Source organism: Oceanobacillus halophilus (assembly GCF_003628505.1).
Lineage (GTDB): Bacteria > Bacillota > Bacilli > Bacillales > Amphibacillaceae > Oceanobacillus > Oceanobacillus halophilus.
Map to the genome: position 1 here is coordinate 1 of NZ_RBZP01000006.1, position 18595 is coordinate 18595.

The following is an 18595-nucleotide window of genomic DNA, read 5'->3' on the forward strand; positions in this document are numbered from 1 at the left end:
TCTCTTTTTATAGGCGCTCCTCTCTTTTTATAGGCGCCCCACACTTTTTATAGGCGCTCCACTCTTTTTATAGGCGCTCACTGCTTTTTATAGGCGCTCCACTCTTTTTATAGGCGCTCCACTCTTTTTATAGGCGCTCCTCGCTTTTTATAGGCGCTCCTCTCTTTTTATAGGCGCTCCTCTCTTTTTATAGGCGCTCACCGCTTTTTATAAGCGTTCACCGATTTTAATAGGCGCTCCTCCCTTGATATATTTTTAAGCATATCCTCTGTTACTTTTTCCAGATCATAATTCGCCTTAAATCCCCATTCTTCTTTAGCTGCTGTGCAATCGAGGTGATTGGGCCAGCTTTCTGCTACTTTTTGTCGGACAGGGTCGACATTATAATCTAGTGTAAAATCTGGAATATGTTGTCGAATAGATTCTGCAAAATTTTCAGGTGCTGCGGAAAATGCGGATATATTATAGGCATTGCGGTGGACAAGATTTTCAGGGTTTGTTTCCATTAATTCGATAATGGCATGGAGTGCGTCAGGCATATACATCATATCCAGGTATGTTCCCTTTCGAATATAAGAAATATATTTTTTCGAATTGATCGCTTCATGATAGATTTCAACAGCATAATCTGTCGTTCCCCCTCCAGGTGGGGTTACATAAGAAATCAATCCTGGAAAACGAATTCCTCTAGTATCCAGTCCATACCGCATAAAGTAGTAATCACAAAGGAGTTCTCCAGCAACTTTATTAATGCCGTAGATGGTGATTGGGCGTTGAATAGTGACTTGTGGCGTGTTTTCCTTTGGAGCTAATTGCCCAAATGCACCGATGGAACTTGGAGTGAAAAATTGTAGATTCATTTCTCTAGATACTTCTAATGCATTCCATAAACCGCTCATATTTATGTTCCAAGCAGATAAGGGATTCTTTTCTGCATTTGCGGATAAAATCGATGCAAGATGGATCATGGTGTCAACATTATGCCGTTTTGCAATCAATGCAAATGACTTTTCATCTGTCACATCCAATAGTTCAAATGGTCCTTTTTCTCTTGCATTCTTCGACTCACGAATATCCGTGGCTATAACGTTCGAAATTCCATACGTCTTTCTCAACAAATCAACTAACTCTGTTCCAATTTGTCCAAGGGCACCAGTAACTAAGATTCTTTTCATAAAGAAGTCTCCCCTTGTATTATTTATTAGCTTTTTTCCTAAAAGAAGCGTATTATAATGTTTCTTTTCATCGTTTTTTCTTTATAAATGTCACAGTTGATAGATACTGTTAATAATCTGAATTCACAGTAAAGTGCTTAACCCGCTACAAGAATACACTACGCTTTTCACAGGAGGCCATAGAAAGAAACCATCCAGAACAACCATCAACTGTGCACAACCAGCAAACCTTAAAGCAACCCCATTTCTTTCCCTACTTTTTCATAGGCACTAAGTGTTTTATCCAGCATTTCTTTTGTATGCGCGGCTGTTGGCATGTTTCGTACTCTTCCCGTACCTTTTGGGACTGTTGGAAAAACGATAGACTTCGCATAGACACCTTCATCGTACAGTCGCCTGCTAAATTCTTGTGTTATCTTTTCCTCTCCAATAATACAAGGTGTAATGGGAGTTTCACTTTTCCCTATATCAAAGCCTAGCTTTCGTAATCCTTGTTTTAAATAATTTCCATTTCCCCATAACTTTTTATTTAACTCGGTAGAATTTATCAGCAAATCAAGCGCTTTTATACTTGCTGCGGCATCTGCTGGGGAAACAGCTGTCGAAAATAAAAATGGGCGTGATCTTGCTTTCAACCAATTTATTAAATTTTTCTTTCCAGCGACATATCCCCCTACCACCCCGATGGCCTTTGAAAGTGTCCCGATTTGAAAATCAATAGACTCCTGCAGTCCAAAGTGTTTTACCGTTCCAAATCCATTTCCTGTAACTCCTGAACCATGTGCATCATCCACATACGTTATAATGTTCCGTTCCTCCGCTATCTCAACAATATCCGGCAGTTTCGCAATGTCCCCATCCATTGAAAAGACACCATCTGTTATTATCATAATTTTTTTGTACTTTCCAGAGTCAGCCGCTTCCTTCGCTTTCTTACGCAGGTCATCCATATCAGAATGTGCAAAAGGTATGATTGTTGCCTTAGATAAACGGCAGCCATCAATAATCGATGCATGGTTTAAGGCATCTGAAAGAATAATATCCTGATCATCCATTACGGCAGAGATTGCTGCCATGTTACAATTAAAACCAGATTGATAAGCAATTGCTGCTTCGGTGCCTTTAAATTGAGCTAGATTCTCTTCCAACTTTTCATGCAGATCAAGTGTGCCATTTATCGTTCTTACAGCACCAGAACCTACACCATAAACCTCCACCGCTTCCATTGCAGCTATTTTCAAACGTTCATCTGTTGCCAAGCCTAAATAGTTATTGGATGACAGATTTATAAATTCTTTATCATGGATATGGATAGTAGGTCCATTCGCTCCTTGAACCGTATCAATCTCGTTATATAGGCCATTCTGTTTTAACTGTTGTAAGTTACTATTTAGAAACTGATTTAATGTCTTGCTAGTCAAAATTCGTTACCTCCTTATTAGGGATATAATCACTTTCTATTATTCTATTCATGAAACGCTTACATTTACCATTAATTCACATAAAAATTTGCTTCCTATGATTATACTTCTTTCCTTGTATAAAATTTATTTTTTTCAAAGATTTCCCTGTGGTTAAATTCTCATATTTTTATTATACTAATGTGTGGTAGATACAATTGATGGAGGGCACAGAGAATGAGGAAAGTGTTGTTGGCACTGTTTATTATGGTTATTTTGTCTGTAGGTGCTATTGGAGTCGTTAAATCAACGGATAATCCCGGTGAAGTTATAGAGGAAAATGGTGTTTCGACGGAAATACAACTTTAGAAATGGTGGATGTTATATCCACTAAAAATGTTTAAATTCTACAAAAAGAAGGAATACACCTTATAGAAAGGTGAATATTCCTTCTTTTTTAGTCTAATATGGTTATTTCTAAATCACGCGTTCCCCAGTCCTTCGCATCGCTTAGCTCTGGGATAAACACATCAATTCTTTTACCTTTAATGGCACTACCAATATCCGCCGCGGTTGCATAACCATAACCTTCGACGTAAACTTCAGAACCTAATGGTATTACTTTTGGATCTACTGCAATGACTTTTGCATCTGGATTCTTATTCAAGTCAACACCAGTATAAGTTACTCCTGAACATCCGTCACAGCTAGCAGTATATGCGGTAGATTTTACCGTCATCTTCTTGCCTTCTGGTTCCTCGTTTGATGATGTTGTTTTTACTTCTTTATTTTCGTTCTTGGTTTCTGCCTTTTCCTCTGAAGATGATTCCTCATTGTTTTCTTCTTTATCAGTGGTTACACTTTTAATTTCTAACTCTTGTCCAATAATAATTATATCGGATTCGATGTTATTCCATTTCTTTAATTCATCCACCGTTACATTATACTGATTTGCTACACTAATCAGTGAGTCTCCGCGTTTTACTTTATGCACTTCATTTAATAGTAATACCTCTTTTGGGTGTATAACGGTATCTTTTAATTCATTTATATCTATTAACTCATCTACTGTTGTATTATTCTCTTCTGCAATATTCCAAAGATTATCTCCGGATTGAACTTCATATTCTTCTGCTGAAACGGTAGTGACAGCTGTTGTTGCTATGATTATCCCGGTAGCTAATGCTGCTACTAGCTTTCTCATATGGATTCCTCCTTTAATAACTATGAATCATGTTATCATAGGATAATAGAGAATACAGTAACAGCTCAGTTAAGAATCTATTACACGGATTACTAATACCGACAAAAACATTTCAATTGTAATATATTTGATATAATTATAGGGTAAAAACGCGAATACTGTAATAGAAGTCACAAAAAGTATCGAATTGTAATAGAAATGCACTAGTCATGCCTACTAATATTCTACTAAATGTTGATATTTTTTAGATAAACATATATAAAGTCAGAACAAAAACTAGAAATGAAAGTTAGAGTTTTATCTACTGTCACGATAACATTACGACAAAAAAGCACCCCTACATTGGAGTGCCTGTTTACCGTATATATACCTATATAATCTATGCCAAACTACCTTCCTTATACCTCTCATCATATAAATGACATGCAACCCAACGGTCTTCCTTATACTCTTGCCATTCCGGTTCGACTCTTGAACAAACATCCATGGCAAGGGGGCATCTGGTGCGGAATCTGCATCCACTAGGCGGATTTACAGGGCTCGGTACATCTCCTTCCAAGATAATCCGTTCCCTTGTTCTTTCTAATTGTGGATTTGGTACAGGAATGGCACTGATTAACGCCCTAGTATAGGGGTGCAATGGTTCATGGTATAATTCATTACTTTTTGCAATTTCTACCATTTTCCCTAAATACATGACCCCTACACGATCGCTAATATGTTTTACCATGGATAAATCATGGGCAATAAATAAATAGGTTAATCCATGGTCCTTCTGTAATCTTTTTAGTAGATTTACAATCTGTGCTTGAATGGAAACATCCAATGCAGAAATCGGCTCATCCGCAACAATAAATTCTGGATTGACGGCAAGGGCTCTGGCTATTCCAATTCTTTGTCGTTGTCCGCCACTGAATTCATGAGGGAATCTTGATCCATGATCCTTATTTAATCCAACTAATTCAAGCAATTCATTGACACGTTCTGCACGTTCCTTAGGAGATTTTATCAGTCCATGTATATCTATTCCCTCTGCAATAATATCTTTCACTGTCATTCGTGGATTTAAAGAAGCATATGGGTCCTGGAAAATCATTTGCATCGATTTGTTAAATTCCTTTATTTCTCGTTTGGATTGTATATGATGGACATTCCTCCCAACAAAATCTACTTTTCCATCTGTTGCTTCGTACATACGCATGATAGTCCTGCCTGCTGTTGATTTTCCACATCCTGATTCGCCGACAAGGCCAAACGTTTCTCCTTGATAAATATCAAAGCTAATTCCATCTACTGCCTTCAGGATACTTTTTCTATCTAATTTAAAATGTTTTTTTAAATCTTTTATTTCTAATAATTTTTCCTTTGTACTAGGCATTGATCTCCGAGCCCCCTACAATGGCAGATTCAGGAATTTGAACTTCTGGTGCTCGATCATCCAATAACCAGCATGCGGTTTTTTGTGTATCCGAAATATTGGTATAGGCTGGCATTTGTTTTGTACACGCACTCATTGCATATGGACAACGAGTAACAAATGGACAGCCTTTTGGAGGATCCGCTAAATCTGGAGGGGAGCCAGGAATAACCTGCAATTCCTCCTCTTCAATGTCTAGCTTTGGCATAGAACCCAGAAGACCCCAAGTATATGGATGTTTTGGATGATAAAATATCTCATCGACCGTACCTGTTTCAACAATTTTACCACCATACATAACCGCTACTCGGCTAGCCATATTAGCAACGATACCTAAGTCATGCGTAATTAATATAATCGCTGTCCCCGTTTCTTCCTGCAACCCTCTCATTAAATCCAGAATTTGTGCTTGAATGGTCACATCTAAAGCCGTTGTTGGCTCATCAGCTATCAGAATTTTGGGGTTACATGCAAGGGCAATCGCTATCATCGCACGTTGTCTCATTCCACCTGAATACTCGTGTGGATATTGATTAATCCGAACTTCCGGAGTCGGTATCCCAACCAACTTCAATAATTCAATCCCTTTTAAATGAGCTTCTTTTTTGGACATATTTCGATGTTTGATTAAACCTTCTGCAATCTGTTTTCCTATCGTCATGGTGGGATTAAGAGAAGTCATTGGGTCTTGAAAAATCATCCCTATCTCTTTTCCTCGTATATTTTCCATTTGTTTCTCCGGTTTTTCAGTGAGGTCCTCCCCATTAAATAGAATGGACCCATTAACAAACTTTCCTGGAGGCATTTGAATTAATCGCATAATTGATTGTGCGGTTACACTTTTTCCAGAACCTGATTCTCCAACAATGGCTAACGTTTCTTTTTCTTCCAAATCAAAACTAACCCCTCTAACTGCCTTTACCTCTGCTCCATATGTATCAAATGAGACAGATAGATCTTTTACTTCTAAAATTTTATTCATACTTGTTTCCCTCCCCATTATCTGCGCTCTTTAGGATCCAATGCATCTCTCATTCCATCTCCTATGACATTAAATGCCAGCATGGTTAAACAGATGAATATGGCGGGGAAGAAAAGCTGATATGGATAATACTGTAATGCCGGCAGACCATCATTTGCCATGGTTCCCCAGCTAGCAAGTGGCGCCTGAACACCTATACCGATAAAGCTTAAAAAAGACTCTGTAAATATGGCACTTGGAATTGTTAACGTTAATGTAACTAGTATTTGCCCTGTTGTATTTGGAATTAAATGTTTAAACAATACCCTTCCATTGCCCGCTCCCAGCGATTTAGAGGCCATAATGAATTCTTGTGCTTTCAATTGCATGACTTGTCCACGCACGATTCTTGCCATATTAATCCAACCTGTTATTGTCATGGCAATAATCAACGTCCACAATTTCTGCGGCAACACGACTAATAACAAGATAACAACTAACAAATATGGCAATCCATATAAAATATCTGCAATTCGCATCATTATCTCATCTGTTTTACCACCAAAATATCCGGCAATTGCCCCCCATATGACTCCTATAACAATATCGATAATTGCTGCCATCAATCCAATAAACAAGGATATTTGTGCCCCGTACCATGTTCTCGCAAAAACATCTCTACCTAAATTATCTGTTCCAAACCAATGATCGGAAGAAGGGGGATTATTGGCATTCAACAAATCTTGTTCATAGTAATTTTGACCAGAGATTGTTCCACCAAAAATGGCCATAAATGAAAGTAATAAAATAACAATGATTCCTGCTATAGCTAGTTTATTTTTCTTAAATCGGCGCCATGCATCTTTCCAATAAGAAGCACTTTCACCAGCGATTTTTTCCGCTTCTGAATGATGGACAGTAATTGGCTGAAAGTCCTTATTTGTTATTTGTGGTTCTGCCATTATCCCTTGTCCCCCTTCGCAGCTACTTTAATACGTGGATCGACGAGACCATACACTAAATCGACAAGTAAAATAGATACTAGTAACAGAACACTGAAAAAAACAGTAGTTCCCATTATGACCGTATAATCTCGATTCGTAACACTTACGACAAACTCATTTCCTAATCCAGGAATACCGAAAATCTTTTCAATAACGAAGCTTCCCGTTAAGATAGATGCAACGAGAGGTCCAATATAGGAAATGACAGGAAGGATGGCATTTCTGAGTCCATGTCGATAGGTGACAACTCTTTGCCCTAGTCCTTTCGATTTTGCTGTTTTAATATAATCGGTGCTTAAAACATCTAGCATACTGGAACGCATAAGCCTTGCTATAAAAGCGAGAGGAGTGGATGCTAAAGCAACTGCTGGCAAAATCGTATGGGCAAAAGTCTCAAATCTCGCAATCGGCAATAGTTGCATTTGTATAGCGAATATATATTGCAATACCGCTGCCATAATAAAGCTAGGCACAGAGATTCCCAGCACAGCAATAATCATTGCTGTATAATCTCCAAATCTATTATGTTTTAATGCAGCAATTACCCCTAAGAGAACACCAATGGCTAATGCAATAAACATTGCTTCTAAACCTAAAACCAAAGAATACGGAAGTCCTCTCCTAATAATATCTGATACTTCTTGTCCCACATATTTAAACGATGGCCCAAAATCAAACGTAAAAGCGCTTACTAAATAATCTAGGTATTGGACATGTATCGGATCATTTAAACCATATGCTTCATTCATTTGTGCTTCTATAGCTGGGGTCAATGCTCTTTCCGATGCGAACGGTCCGCCTGGTGCTGCATGCATTAAGAAAAAGGTAATTGTGATAATAAAAAATAAAGATAGGATGATATAACCAAGTCTTTTTAAAATATATGTGACCACAAAATGACACCTCCATATTTTGTTAATTACGCTTATTGATTAGATGAAAGTACTTCAATAAAGCGGAGGTTAGCATTAATCAAATTCCCTTTAAAATAGATTAGAATAGAACAATATAAGGTATACAGCATTACCATATACCTCCTATTGTTCTAGTCGTTTATTTATCTCTTAATCTAGTAGTTAATCGGGACGAATCCCCTTATTCTTCCAGCAGATACGCCCACTTAAACTGGACGCCACCCAATCCAGATACTTCCAGACCTTTAACATAATCCTTGCTTAACCAAGCATTGGTATAGAAATAGACTGGTGCGATTGGTAAGTCTTCCATAAAGATAGCTTCTGCCTCGCGAAGAATCTCTTTCCGTGCTGCATCATCTGTTTCCGTTCTAGATTGATCGAGAAGATCAGAGTATTCTTGACTTTCCCAGTTTGTATAATTGTTTCCTCCAACAGTTTGGAAAATTTCCAAGAAGTTGATTGCATCGTTAAAGTCAGCTAACCAACCCATACGTCCGACATGGAAATCACCACTACCCATACTATCCAGATAAACGTTCCATTCTTCGTTTCTAAGTGTTACATCAACACCAAGATTCTGCCTCCACATTTCTTGAACAGCCTGAGCAATAGCAGCGTGTGCTTCACTTGTGTTATAAGAAAGCTCAACAGGTGGCAATTCATCCAGACCTAATTCCTCTAATCCCGTTTGCAAATACTCCTTCGCTGTTTCTATATCATTATCTGTGAAGTAACCTTCATTGCTTTCTTCCCAAATGGATGGTGGAACAAGTGCCATTGCAGGTTGCTCTTCACGTTGTGTAATACTCTGTACAATACCTTCACGATTAATAGATAATGCAAAAGCTTTACGTATATTCACATTATTAAACGGTTCTTTTTCTGTGTTAAATGCATAATAGTATATACCAGCTAACGGTGAAATGTTCAATGAACCATCTTGTGCAAGAGATGGGATTGCTGACAATGGAAGTGAATCAGTTGGATCCCCTGCCCAATCAAGCTCTCCACTGTTATACATTTCTAAAGCTGTATTTTCATCATCAATCATATACATATTGATGGTTTCTAATTTAACGGTATCTGCATCCCAGTAATCTGGGTTTTTCTTCAGTACGACTTGATCCTGATGGGCCCATGAATCTAATACAAACGGTCCATTAGTTACATAGTTTTCCCCAGCATCTAAAGCCCAATCATCCGCTCCTTCTACAACATTTTGATTGACAGGATAATACGTATAAAACGCGGTTAAATCCAAGAAATAAGGCGTTGGCTGTTCAAGTACCACTTCCAATGTTTTTTCATCAACTGCAGTAATACCTACATCATCCAGTGACCCGCCTTCTTCCTTCGCAGCTTGGGCACCTTTAATAACATAAAGCTGATAAGCATAGTCCGTATCGGCATTATCTGGATCTAGTACCCATTTCCATGCAAATTCAAAGTCCTGAGCTGTCACTGGATCACCATTAGACCAAACAGCATCTTCTCGAATTTGGAAGGTGTACGTAGTTAAGTCCTCTGATACTTCATAGGACTCAGCCATCGCTTCTTCCGGAACACCTTCTTGGTTAATTCGCATTAACCCTTCAAAAACCTGATCAAGCACTGCGCCCGAAGTCGTATCGGTTGCTGTACCCGGATTTAATGAAGGTGGTTCTGATTTAATATTAATATCAAACGTTTGATCTGCCGCTAATGTTTCTTCTCCATTTGTACTTTCTTCTTCGGTTTCTCCGGAATCCTCCGTTTCTTCAGGTGCTTCCGTTTCTTCTGTTCCTGAATCCTCTTCCCCTTCAGAACTTGACTCTGTTCCCCCTCCAGAGCAGGCTGCTAGTACGATTCCTAGTGTAAGTAATAATGTTAATAATAAAGACCATTTTTTGTTCATCAATTGCATAGACCCCTTTCCTTTATCTTTTTACAAGATTATTTTGCAGACAATTCAAAAACATCTGCGCTACAACAAATATTATACTATTACATCCGAAATAATCAACACTAAATTCAAAATAGTCATAATATTACATAAGCTTACAAAGTTCTACTATTATAGTAGAAGATTAGCAAATAACAAAGAACGATTAACAAATCGTATTGTTAATCGTTCTTTGAGAATCATTAGAAGATTAGGCCTTTATTGTAAGTTTTGTTGCTTTTTTTATTATGTCGGAATTGGTAGAAGGAGGATAGAGGTTGATAGAGCGCTGGTCCCGGTTGATAGAAGGAGGAACGCGGTTGATTGTGCATCTCTCCCGGTTGATAGAAGAAGGTACGCGGTTGATTGTGCACTACTCCCGGTTGATAGAAGGAGGAACGAGGTTGATTGTGCATCTCTCCCGGTTGATAGAAGGGAAAAAGCGGGTGATAGAGAGCACCAGCCGACGGAGATATTAACGCACCGGGCACCCAAATCAACAAATGGTTAGATAATAATTTTCTTCACTAGTTCGAACTCTAAAAACCTGCCTTTTACTGTTTGGTATGGGATTGTTTTGCTAGTAACATTCCTACTAAAATAACTAGTAAAGCTAGTGCGGCTGCGGTAAGGAACATTTGCCTATAACCGTCTGTTTTGGATATTGCAATAAACCCTGCAAATACAGCTGGGAATATGGTTAGGCCGATTTGCCGGATTAAGGACAACGTACCAATGGCTGTTCCTTTTTCTGTTTCTTTTGCACTTTCTCCAGCGAGCATATTTAAAGGTGCACCGAGCAATATTCCTAGGGATATTCCCGCCAAAGCACTTGCTATGGAAAAGGAAACAAAGCCATTAACAATAAATACAAACAAGGAAAATCCGATAATTCCTATGATTCCTGAAGCATATATTGCTCTTAATGGTCCGTATTTATCTGTTACTACTCCACCAATTCCCGCACCGACACCTGATGCTAACGCTAATGGTGTAACCCAGTAGCCTGCATGCTCGACTGGTACGTTTAGTACTTGCTGAACAAAAGCAGGGATAAAAATAATTCCTGCCAGAAAACCACCGGATAAAAAGCCTAAAATGAGTGTACCTATGTATTTTCTTTCCGTTAATAACGAATAGGACAAAATAGGATCTGCCCCTTTATTTTCCAAATTTCGTTCATGAAAAACCAGAAAAATAAAGCCAATTAATCCAACTACAATAAATAACAGGTTTACGACATGGAATGAGGTATTCCCCATTTGCGTGATACCGTACATAAAGGACAGTATGCTTATGGTTAATAAAGCTGTACCCATCATATCCAACGGTTTTTCCGTTCCTGGTCTAGATTCATCCAATTTCCAAAAGGCAAATAGAATGAGAATGATTGCAATTGGAACATTTATTAAGAACATCCATTGCCAAGAACCAGTCAAACTTAATATGACAGCTCCAAGATTAGGACCAATCACTGCTGAAAGTCCATGCATCCCTCCCAGCATTCCTAACGCCTTACCTTGTACTTCTTTTGGCAGTGTAGCAAGTATATGTGAGCTACCTATAATAAAGATACCTCCACCACCAATTGCTTGGATGACTCTTGCCATAAGTAATATTAAAAAGTTAGGGCTTAATGCGACAAGTACGGAACCAAACCCGAATAAGGCAATTTCGATGATAAACAACCGCTTCCTGCCATAGCGGTCTGATAATTTCCCGATGATTGGGGTGCTAATCGCTAGACCCAACGTATACAATGTCACGGTCCAGGCTCCCCAAGATGGTGAAACACCAAAGGATTCGCCAATTGTTGTCAGCGCTGTACTAATAATTCCATTATCCAGTCCTGCCATAAATACACCCACGGTAAATAATCCGATAGCCCACTTTTGGCTAGACACTTGATGTCTTTCCATATATTCAACTCCAAATGAAAGAGGCTCTTGTGTGGAAGAGCCTCTTTATAAATGTCTTTACTCGCTAAATAATCCTCCAAGAAACTCACTCAGAGCACCAAATATCTCACTGAAGAAATTGGCTACCTTTTCCCAGAAGTTTTGATCCAGCCCTAACTCTTCGGCTTTCTCGGCTACTGTATTAGCGATGTCTTCCAGTTGGTTTTTCACTGCATCAAAGTCTATATCTAAGTTACGCATTTTATCAAATAGGTCAATTAACATTTGTCGATCCGCTTCACTCAACGATATACCTAAACTATCTAATTTCTCACTTACAATTTGTTCCACATCTTCTCTTGTTGCTGGATTTTGTTCGGCAATCATTTGTTTAATCTCTGTTAATAGTTGACTTACTTTTTCTTGAGATAAGCCTTCTTCCTCATTTACAAGATCAGTTGCTACATCCAATTCTTCATTGGCTAGCTCCATTCTCTCTTTATCCAGTTGTTCTCCTTCTGCATCATACGCCTTATAAATACCGGTTAACGCCGAATGCCCACTTACTTTCAATGGGGAAGCAACATCCACCGTAGCATTCTCAACCCCTGCCGTTAATAATGCATTGGCATACATATCACTTGTTACCTCTGTAATGTTTTCCGGTGTAACGATGTTAATCGTTAAACCATTGCCTTCTTCCTGACGAACAATTTTAGCGGACGAATACATATTAGAGTTAATATCACCATTAATATAATTTGCGATATCTTCCCCTGTTACATTGTATTCCACCACATTATCTGGATTCGTAACCTCTAATAGTTCCTTCACTTCTTCCCTTTGAGCTTCTGATAATGTATCTCCATAAACCACAATTGGCGGTCCTAATTTTTCGTTAATACTATCTGTGTCTGTGGCAGCTCCATCTGAAGCATGAACCGGAAATGCTGACCCTAGTAGCAATGCAAAAATGAAAAGCATTAAACCTATCTTTTTCAAACTTTCTTTCATCAGGTATTACCTCCTCTTCAAGCACTTTAATCATATGCTTGTCTTCATAAAAATAATAATTACCAATAGCTTCTTTTATCTAGTTGAATTTAGTCTCTTCAATCATTATACTGTTTTTTTATGCTTGTGCACATTATTACTTTCATATTTCAAATATTTCAATGTGAGCAGAAGGCTTTTCAAATTCCTTTAAATGAGATATATTTAGAGTAACGAAATATTTTTCTGAAAGAAGGTAAAACCAATCATTAATACAGACTTAGCGGTCAAACGTAACTTAGCAATCATGTGGTTTGCTAATTTTTTTATTGCCGGAAGCATGACAATGGTCATCCCATTTATTTCCCTCTACATTGAATCCATGGGGGATTTTTCTGATTCCTATGTTCAAACGTGGTCAGGTCTTACTTTTGGCGTTACATTCGTAACAGCATTTATCTTTTCTCCGATTTGGGGACGAATTGGAGATAAATATGGCAGAAAATACATTCTAATAATCTCTGCTGTCGGCATAGGTATTTCGGTTTTCTTAATGGGATTCGCTACTACTGTCTGGCAGCTTTTCATGTTGCGCTTATTTATGGGGATAGTTACTGGTTTTATACCAATGTCCCAAGCATTTATTTCTACACAAACACCAAAAGAAGTTGCAGGAAAAGTAATGGGAACTCTTCAAACTGGTAATATTACCGGAGCTTTAATGGGACCAATGTTAGGTGGGGTTCTGGCTGATGCATTTGGCTATTCCAGTACTTTTAAATGGATAGCGATCACTATCTTTATTTCTGCGTTCCTTGTGATGTTTGGTATTAAGGAAGTAAAAGTAAAACTTTCTAACGACGCTAGCGATTACAAATCTTATTCCAGTAAAGAAGTTATCCTGCATATTATTCACCATCCCGTCCTATTAATCGTCTTGCTATTATCAACACTAGTGCAGGTTGCCCATTTTAGTATACAGCCAATTCTTTCACTCTTTGTTGCAGAAATTCATGGGCCAGTAAATATTGCTTTCTATTCAGGCATTGCATTTTCAGCTGCTGGTTTAGGAAACTTGATGATGTCTAGAAACTGGGGAAAACTTGGGGATAAAATTGGCTATTCCAAAATATTAATCATATTATTGTTTGTTGCTGGTATCGTCTATCTCCCAGGCGCATTCGTAACCGATATATGGCAATTAATTATCCTTAGATTTCTACTAGGTGTATCTATTGGCGGAATTGTACCAGTTCGAATGGCATACATTCGACAAGCTGCTCCATTATCCATGCAAGGAGAAGTAATCGGCTATAATACTAGTTTACGATTCTTAGGAAATGTTATCGGGCCCGCTCTCGGTGGTATGCTAGCAGCAGTTTATGGTTTCTCAACCGTATTCTTTGTAACTAGTACATTACTGATTTTAAGCGGGATAATTATGTTAATCGCATGGTACAAATATGAATACCAACCGAAACATACACGATCCATCCCATCAACGAGATCATCTCATTAAGGCTAAAAAAAGACCGAGTTATTCGGTCTTTTTTAGACTGTAATTTTATTCCAATAAATAACTTCCTATTTTTACAGATTAGCAGTACACTAGTCTTAAATGATGGAGAGTTGCATACATTTCATGATGTGTTGCACTCATTTTCATCTCCGAAGATAGACAAACAACCAACTCTAACAAGAAAAACCTTATCATAAAAGGAAAAGGTATACATTATGGAAAATAAACATACTTCAAAAGAGCTTACTCTATTTGCGTTAACTTGGCCAATATTTATTGAAATATTATTGCATATGCTAATGGGAAATGCTGACACTCTTATGTTGAGTCAGTATTCAGATAAAGCAGTTGCTGCTGTTGGAGTATCAAATCAGATTTTATCTGTAGTTGTTGTAATGTTTGGATTTGTAGCTCAAGGTGCTGCTGTTCTCATTGCCCAGAACTTAGGTGCCCAACAATCCAAAACAGCAGGTGAAATTTCTGTTCTTTCACTTAGCCTAAATTTATGGTTTTCTCTAGCCCTAAGTGCACTATTATATATTGGTTCTAAACCAATCTTACAAATAATGGATATCCCACCAGAACTTATGAAGGAAGCAATGAACTATATGCAGATTGTTGGTGGATTGATATTTGTTCAAGCAATGATTATGACAACTGGAGCTATATTAAGAAGCTACGGTCACACCAAGGACACAATGATGGTAACGATAGGCATGAATATTATTAATGTCATTGGAAATTTCTTTGTTATTTTCGGTCCTTTTGGTTTTCCAGTACTTGGGGTTACTGGTGTAGCTTTTTCTACAGCCATCAGTCGATTTCTTGGTTTTCTGGTTCTTCTCTCTTTACTCATTAAAAGAACAGAAGGAGAATTACAGTTTCGCATCTTTTTCCACTTTCCTAAAGACCAGCTAAAAGGATTGCTTCAAATTGGAGTCCCTTCTGCTGGAGAACAACTATCCTATAATGCCAGTCAGATGGTAATTACTTATTTCGTTGCACAAATGGGAACACTTGCTATAACAACCAAGGTATATGTGCAAAATATTATGATGTTCATCTTCCTATTTTCGATTGCCATTGGACAGGGGACACAAATATTAATCGGGCATATGATTGGAGCTGGGAAAACAGAAGAAGCCTATCGAAGGGCCATTAAAAGTTTACAGCTATCGATCCTTATTTCCCTCGTTATCGGAGGAATCGTTTATACATTTGGGGATACCTTGCTTGGGATTTTTACAGATGAGGCTACTATTTTGGAAACAGGTCTTTTCCTGTTACTGATGACTGTTGTGTTGGAACCAGGACGTGCATTTAATTTAATCATGATTAGTTCCTTACGTGCTGCTGGAGATGTGAAATTTCCTGTTTATATTGGAATTGCATCCATGTGGGGAGTTGGCGTTACCTTTGCCTGGTTCTTTGGCATTTATTTAGAGCTAGGTTTAATCGGTATTTGGATTGCCTTTATTTCGGATGAATGGCTGCGTGGTATATTTATGTTACGACGCTGGAGAAAACGTGATTGGGTCTCTATGAGTTTTGTCCACAAAAATACGGAGATTGAGTAAAAGTTATTATTCGTAGAAGTTACTTTTTATAGTTTATGTCGCATTTTGTATAAAGTTCGCACTGACTAGAAGTGAAGGTTGGTGTTTTATCTACCGATACGCTTTCCATGAACGAACCAGCGCTCAGCAAGAAAACGATTTGGTAGAGAGGAATTCTTATACTTTCTTTATCTCTAACAAAAACCAAGAAAGAATTTAAAAAAACCAACTTCCTAAAAGTTGGTTTTTTTGTTATTATTCGACAATATTTCCGAGGAAATATTGTCAAATTATGTCCTTTTATAAACTTGCCTTGAAGATTTCAACGGAATCTTGTTTGGTTAGTTTCTTAAAGTTTCCGTATTGTGGTGTAGCTGTAACAGTTTTTTCTGCCATTTCATCTACTGTTGATTCGTCAATATTGTAATCAGCTAACCTTGCTGGTGCTCCTATACTTGTCCAAAATTCACTTAACTTATTAATGCCTTCAAGCCCAACCTCTTTATCTGATTTACCAGTAGGGTCAACATCCAATACACGAACGGCTAATTGTTTAAAGCGATGAGCATTTTCATCATCTATTACATGGCGCATCCAATTTGGGAAAAGGATAGCTAAGCCCCCACCATGCGGAATATCATGAACTGCCGATACAGCGTGTTCCAAATTGTGTGTTGCCCAATCTCCACGATACCCCATATTCAGCATATTATTTAGCGCCAGTGTACCGCCGAGCATAACGGTTTCTCGATGTTCATAGCTCTCTAAGTTATTAAGAAGTTTCGGCGCAGTCTCCATTACCGTAGTTAAAATACCCTCACAGAAGCGATCCTGAATTGGTGTATTTGTCGTTTGATGGAAGTAGTGCTCTAGTACGTGTGACATCATATCAACGATGCCATATACGGTTTGATCCCTCGGTACAGACATCGTATGTTCCGGATCAAGAATAGAGAATTTCGGGAACGTATATGCTCCTGCACCCCAACCATATTTTTCATTCGTTTCCCAATTTGTTATAACAGATCCGCTATTCATCTCAGAGCCAGTAGCTGCTAATGTTAATACCGTTCCAAACGGCAACGCATCAGTCGCTCTTTCCTTTTTAGTAACAATATCCCACATATCTACATCTGTTTTGGCACCTACAGCGATTGCCTTCGTACAATCAATCGTACTACCACCGCCAACTGCCAATATAAATTCTATATCTTCCCTTTTGCAAATCTCTACACCTTTACGAACCGTGGAGATCCTTGGATTCGGTTCAACCCCAGGAAGTTCAAATACTTCTGCATTGATTTCTGCCAATTTCGCTAATACATGATCATAAATACCATTTCGCTTTATACTTCCCCCACCATAGACAATAAGCACTTTGTTCCCGTATTTTTGCACTTCTTTTGGCAGTGTTTCTAACTGGCCTTTACCAAAAATTAATTTGGTTGGATTATAATATTTAAAATTATCCATGCTACAATTCCTCCTTACTTAGTGTATGCTACTACGTCCATTTCCACTAGTACGTCTTTAGGTAGACGGCTCACTTCAACTGTTGCACGAGCAGGATATGGTTCTTCCAGGAAGCTACCATAAATCTCATTTACAGTACCAAAGTGGTCCATGTTTGCTACAAAGATGGTAAACTTTACAACCTGTGAAAAGTCTGCTCCAGCTTCCGTTAAGATAGCCTGTAAATTTTTCAATACTTGCTCAGTCTGTTTTTCAATACCTTCTACTATTTCGCCACTTGCTGGATCAATGGGAATCTGCCCAGAAACGTACAAGAAATCACCAGCTTGAATGGCTTGAGAATAAGGACCAATTGCTGCGGGAGCATTTTTTGTATGTATTGCTTTTTTCACCATGTTCATTCCTCCTGCTTCTCATTTTATCTATATTTTACCAGTTAACTTATTCTAAGGCTAATACGTCGCGATATTCCATTACAGACTTTACATAGTAAATATCACCATAACAAGCATTGTACTGTTTTGCCTCTTCGCGTAAACATGTATAGATTGACTTATCTGGAGCATTTTCATACATCTCTTGAGAAAAATCAATGGCAACATCCTGCGTGTATCTCCCCGATTCTTCTAACACATAGTTAATGAATCCTCTTCCAAAGTTATAGGATTGGATAGCTAACTCAAGGTCTCCTTCTGCCTCTTTCAATACTTTTGAAAAATAGTAGACTCCTTGTTTAATAGATAGTTTGGGATCATCGATACACCCTCTTTCTCCGCAGTAGCTTTCCGAGGACTGCATCGGATCATTCCCTCTCCCTCCAGACTCCTGCATCATCATTGCCAGTAAAACGTCCTCATAGCCGGATACTCCATATTCCTTCGCATACTTATCCACAAGTGGACGATATTGTCTCACTTCTTCTGTTATTTTTGGATAAGATGTGAATTCTTTTTGCTTAGATTCCTGTGAACCAATCATGGATAGAAAAGAGATAACGAAAAACATCGAAAATAGTAGTACTGTTACGATTATTACTTGATAAAATGCCTGCTTTGTTTTTTTCTTTAACCTCATATTGTTAATTCCTCTTTAAACTGCTTTTAAAATTTTTTTGGAAAGGCTTTTGCTAAAAGTTGTTGTTTTTTATCATGATTTTA

At 38.1% G+C, this 18595-nt stretch carries 18 protein-coding genes; 4 read left to right on the plus strand and 14 right to left on the minus strand.

The annotated features are described in order from the left end of the window. Positions 1-197: 197 nt before the first annotated feature. Positions 198-1175 (minus strand): NAD-dependent epimerase/dehydratase family protein, encoded by a 978-nt coding sequence (locus D8M06_RS09410; RefSeq protein ID WP_121204150.1) that lies wholly within the window; start codon positions 1173-1175, stop codon positions 198-200. A gap of 230 nt (positions 1176-1405) precedes the next feature. Then, positions 1406-2596 carry a glycine C-acetyltransferase gene (locus tag D8M06_RS09415; protein ID WP_121204151.1) on the minus strand — a complete coding sequence of 397 codons (1191 nt, stop codon included), beginning with the start codon at positions 2594-2596 and terminating at the stop codon, positions 1406-1408. Positions 2597-2812: 216 nt separating this feature from the next. Here D8M06_RS09415 and D8M06_RS20270 point away from each other — a divergent pair, with 216 nt between their 5' ends. Beyond that, complete coding sequence (locus tag D8M06_RS20270; RefSeq protein ID WP_277749474.1) at positions 2813-2944, plus strand: hypothetical protein; 132 nt, start codon at positions 2813-2815, stop codon at positions 2942-2944. Positions 2945-3032: 88 nt separating this feature from the next. On the opposite strand, the gene D8M06_RS09420 is transcribed toward D8M06_RS20270, so the two are convergent. The 6 genes from D8M06_RS09420 to D8M06_RS09445 form a co-directional block, all read right to left on the minus strand. Continuing rightward, positions 3033-3779 carry a 3D domain-containing protein gene (locus D8M06_RS09420; RefSeq protein WP_121204152.1) on the minus strand — a complete coding sequence of 249 codons (747 nt, stop codon included), beginning with the start codon at positions 3777-3779 and terminating at the stop codon, positions 3033-3035. Positions 3780-4158: 379 nt separating this feature from the next. After that, positions 4159-5157, minus strand: coding sequence for an ABC transporter ATP-binding protein (locus D8M06_RS09425; protein ID WP_121204153.1), 999 nt, complete (start codon positions 5155-5157; stop codon positions 4159-4161). After that, complete coding sequence (locus D8M06_RS09430) at positions 5150-6178, minus strand: ABC transporter ATP-binding protein (RefSeq protein ID WP_121204154.1); 1029 nt, start codon at positions 6176-6178, stop codon at positions 5150-5152. Before D8M06_RS09430 ends, D8M06_RS09425 begins: the two co-directional genes overlap by 8 nt. Before the next feature lie 17 nt (positions 6179-6195). Then, positions 6196-7119 (minus strand): ABC transporter permease, encoded by a 924-nt coding sequence (locus D8M06_RS09435; RefSeq protein ID WP_121204155.1) that lies wholly within the window; start codon positions 7117-7119, stop codon positions 6196-6198. After that, positions 7119-8054: an ABC transporter permease gene (locus D8M06_RS09440; RefSeq protein WP_121204156.1), complete on the minus strand. Its 936-nt coding sequence runs from the start codon at positions 8052-8054 to the stop codon at positions 7119-7121. Before D8M06_RS09440 ends, D8M06_RS09435 begins: the two co-directional genes overlap by 1 nt. A gap of 202 nt (positions 8055-8256) precedes the next feature. Next, positions 8257-9972: a peptide ABC transporter substrate-binding protein gene (locus D8M06_RS09445; RefSeq protein WP_121204307.1), complete on the minus strand. Its 1716-nt coding sequence runs from the start codon at positions 9970-9972 to the stop codon at positions 8257-8259. Positions 9973-10277: 305 nt separating this feature from the next. On the opposite strand from D8M06_RS09445, the gene D8M06_RS19705 reads away from it, so the two are divergent. After that, positions 10278-10478: a hypothetical protein gene (locus tag D8M06_RS19705; protein ID WP_147404966.1), complete on the plus strand. Its 201-nt coding sequence runs from the start codon at positions 10278-10280 to the stop codon at positions 10476-10478. 75 nt (positions 10479-10553) lie between these two features. Here the strand turns inward: D8M06_RS19705 and D8M06_RS09450 are convergent, their stop codons facing one another. From D8M06_RS09450 to D8M06_RS20275, 3 genes are all read right to left on the minus strand, one after another. Continuing rightward, positions 10554-11918, minus strand: coding sequence for an MFS transporter (locus D8M06_RS09450; protein WP_121204157.1), 1365 nt, complete (start codon positions 11916-11918; stop codon positions 10554-10556). Between the two features lie 57 nt (positions 11919-11975). Beyond that, positions 11976-12911, minus strand: a complete 936-nt coding sequence (locus D8M06_RS09455) for a DUF1002 domain-containing protein (RefSeq protein WP_121204158.1) — start codon at positions 12909-12911, stop codon at positions 11976-11978. Between the two features lie 204 nt (positions 12912-13115). Continuing rightward, on the minus strand, positions 13116-13244 hold the full coding sequence (locus tag D8M06_RS20275) for a hypothetical protein (RefSeq protein WP_277749477.1): 129 nt from the start codon (positions 13242-13244) through the stop codon (positions 13116-13118). Here D8M06_RS20275 and D8M06_RS09460 point away from each other — a divergent pair. Further along, positions 13198-14409 carry an MFS transporter gene (locus tag D8M06_RS09460; protein WP_121204159.1) on the plus strand — a complete coding sequence of 404 codons (1212 nt, stop codon included), beginning with the start codon at positions 13198-13200 and terminating at the stop codon, positions 14407-14409. The genes D8M06_RS20275 and D8M06_RS09460 overlap by 47 nt on opposite strands. 215 nt (positions 14410-14624) lie before the next feature. After that, on the plus strand, positions 14625-15986 hold the full coding sequence (locus D8M06_RS09465) for an MATE family efflux transporter (protein WP_121204160.1): 1362 nt from the start codon (positions 14625-14627) through the stop codon (positions 15984-15986). A gap of 279 nt (positions 15987-16265) precedes the next feature. Here D8M06_RS09465 and D8M06_RS09470 read toward each other — a convergent pair whose 3' ends face one another. The 3 genes from D8M06_RS09470 to D8M06_RS09480 are packed head-to-tail and all read right to left on the minus strand — an operon-like array spanning position 16266 to position 18512. Next, positions 16266-17438: an iron-containing alcohol dehydrogenase gene (locus D8M06_RS09470; protein ID WP_121204161.1), complete on the minus strand. Its 1173-nt coding sequence runs from the start codon at positions 17436-17438 to the stop codon at positions 16266-16268. 14 nt (positions 17439-17452) lie between these two features. After that, the gene (locus tag D8M06_RS09475) at positions 17453-17830 is read right to left on the minus strand and encodes a RidA family protein (protein ID WP_121204308.1); all 378 of its coding nucleotides are present in this window, start codon (positions 17828-17830) and stop codon (positions 17453-17455) included. Positions 17831-17879: 49 nt separating this feature from the next. Beyond that, on the minus strand, positions 17880-18512 hold the full coding sequence (locus tag D8M06_RS09480; RefSeq protein WP_121204162.1) for a lysozyme family protein: 633 nt from the start codon (positions 18510-18512) through the stop codon (positions 17880-17882). Positions 18513-18595 lie beyond the last annotated feature (83 nt).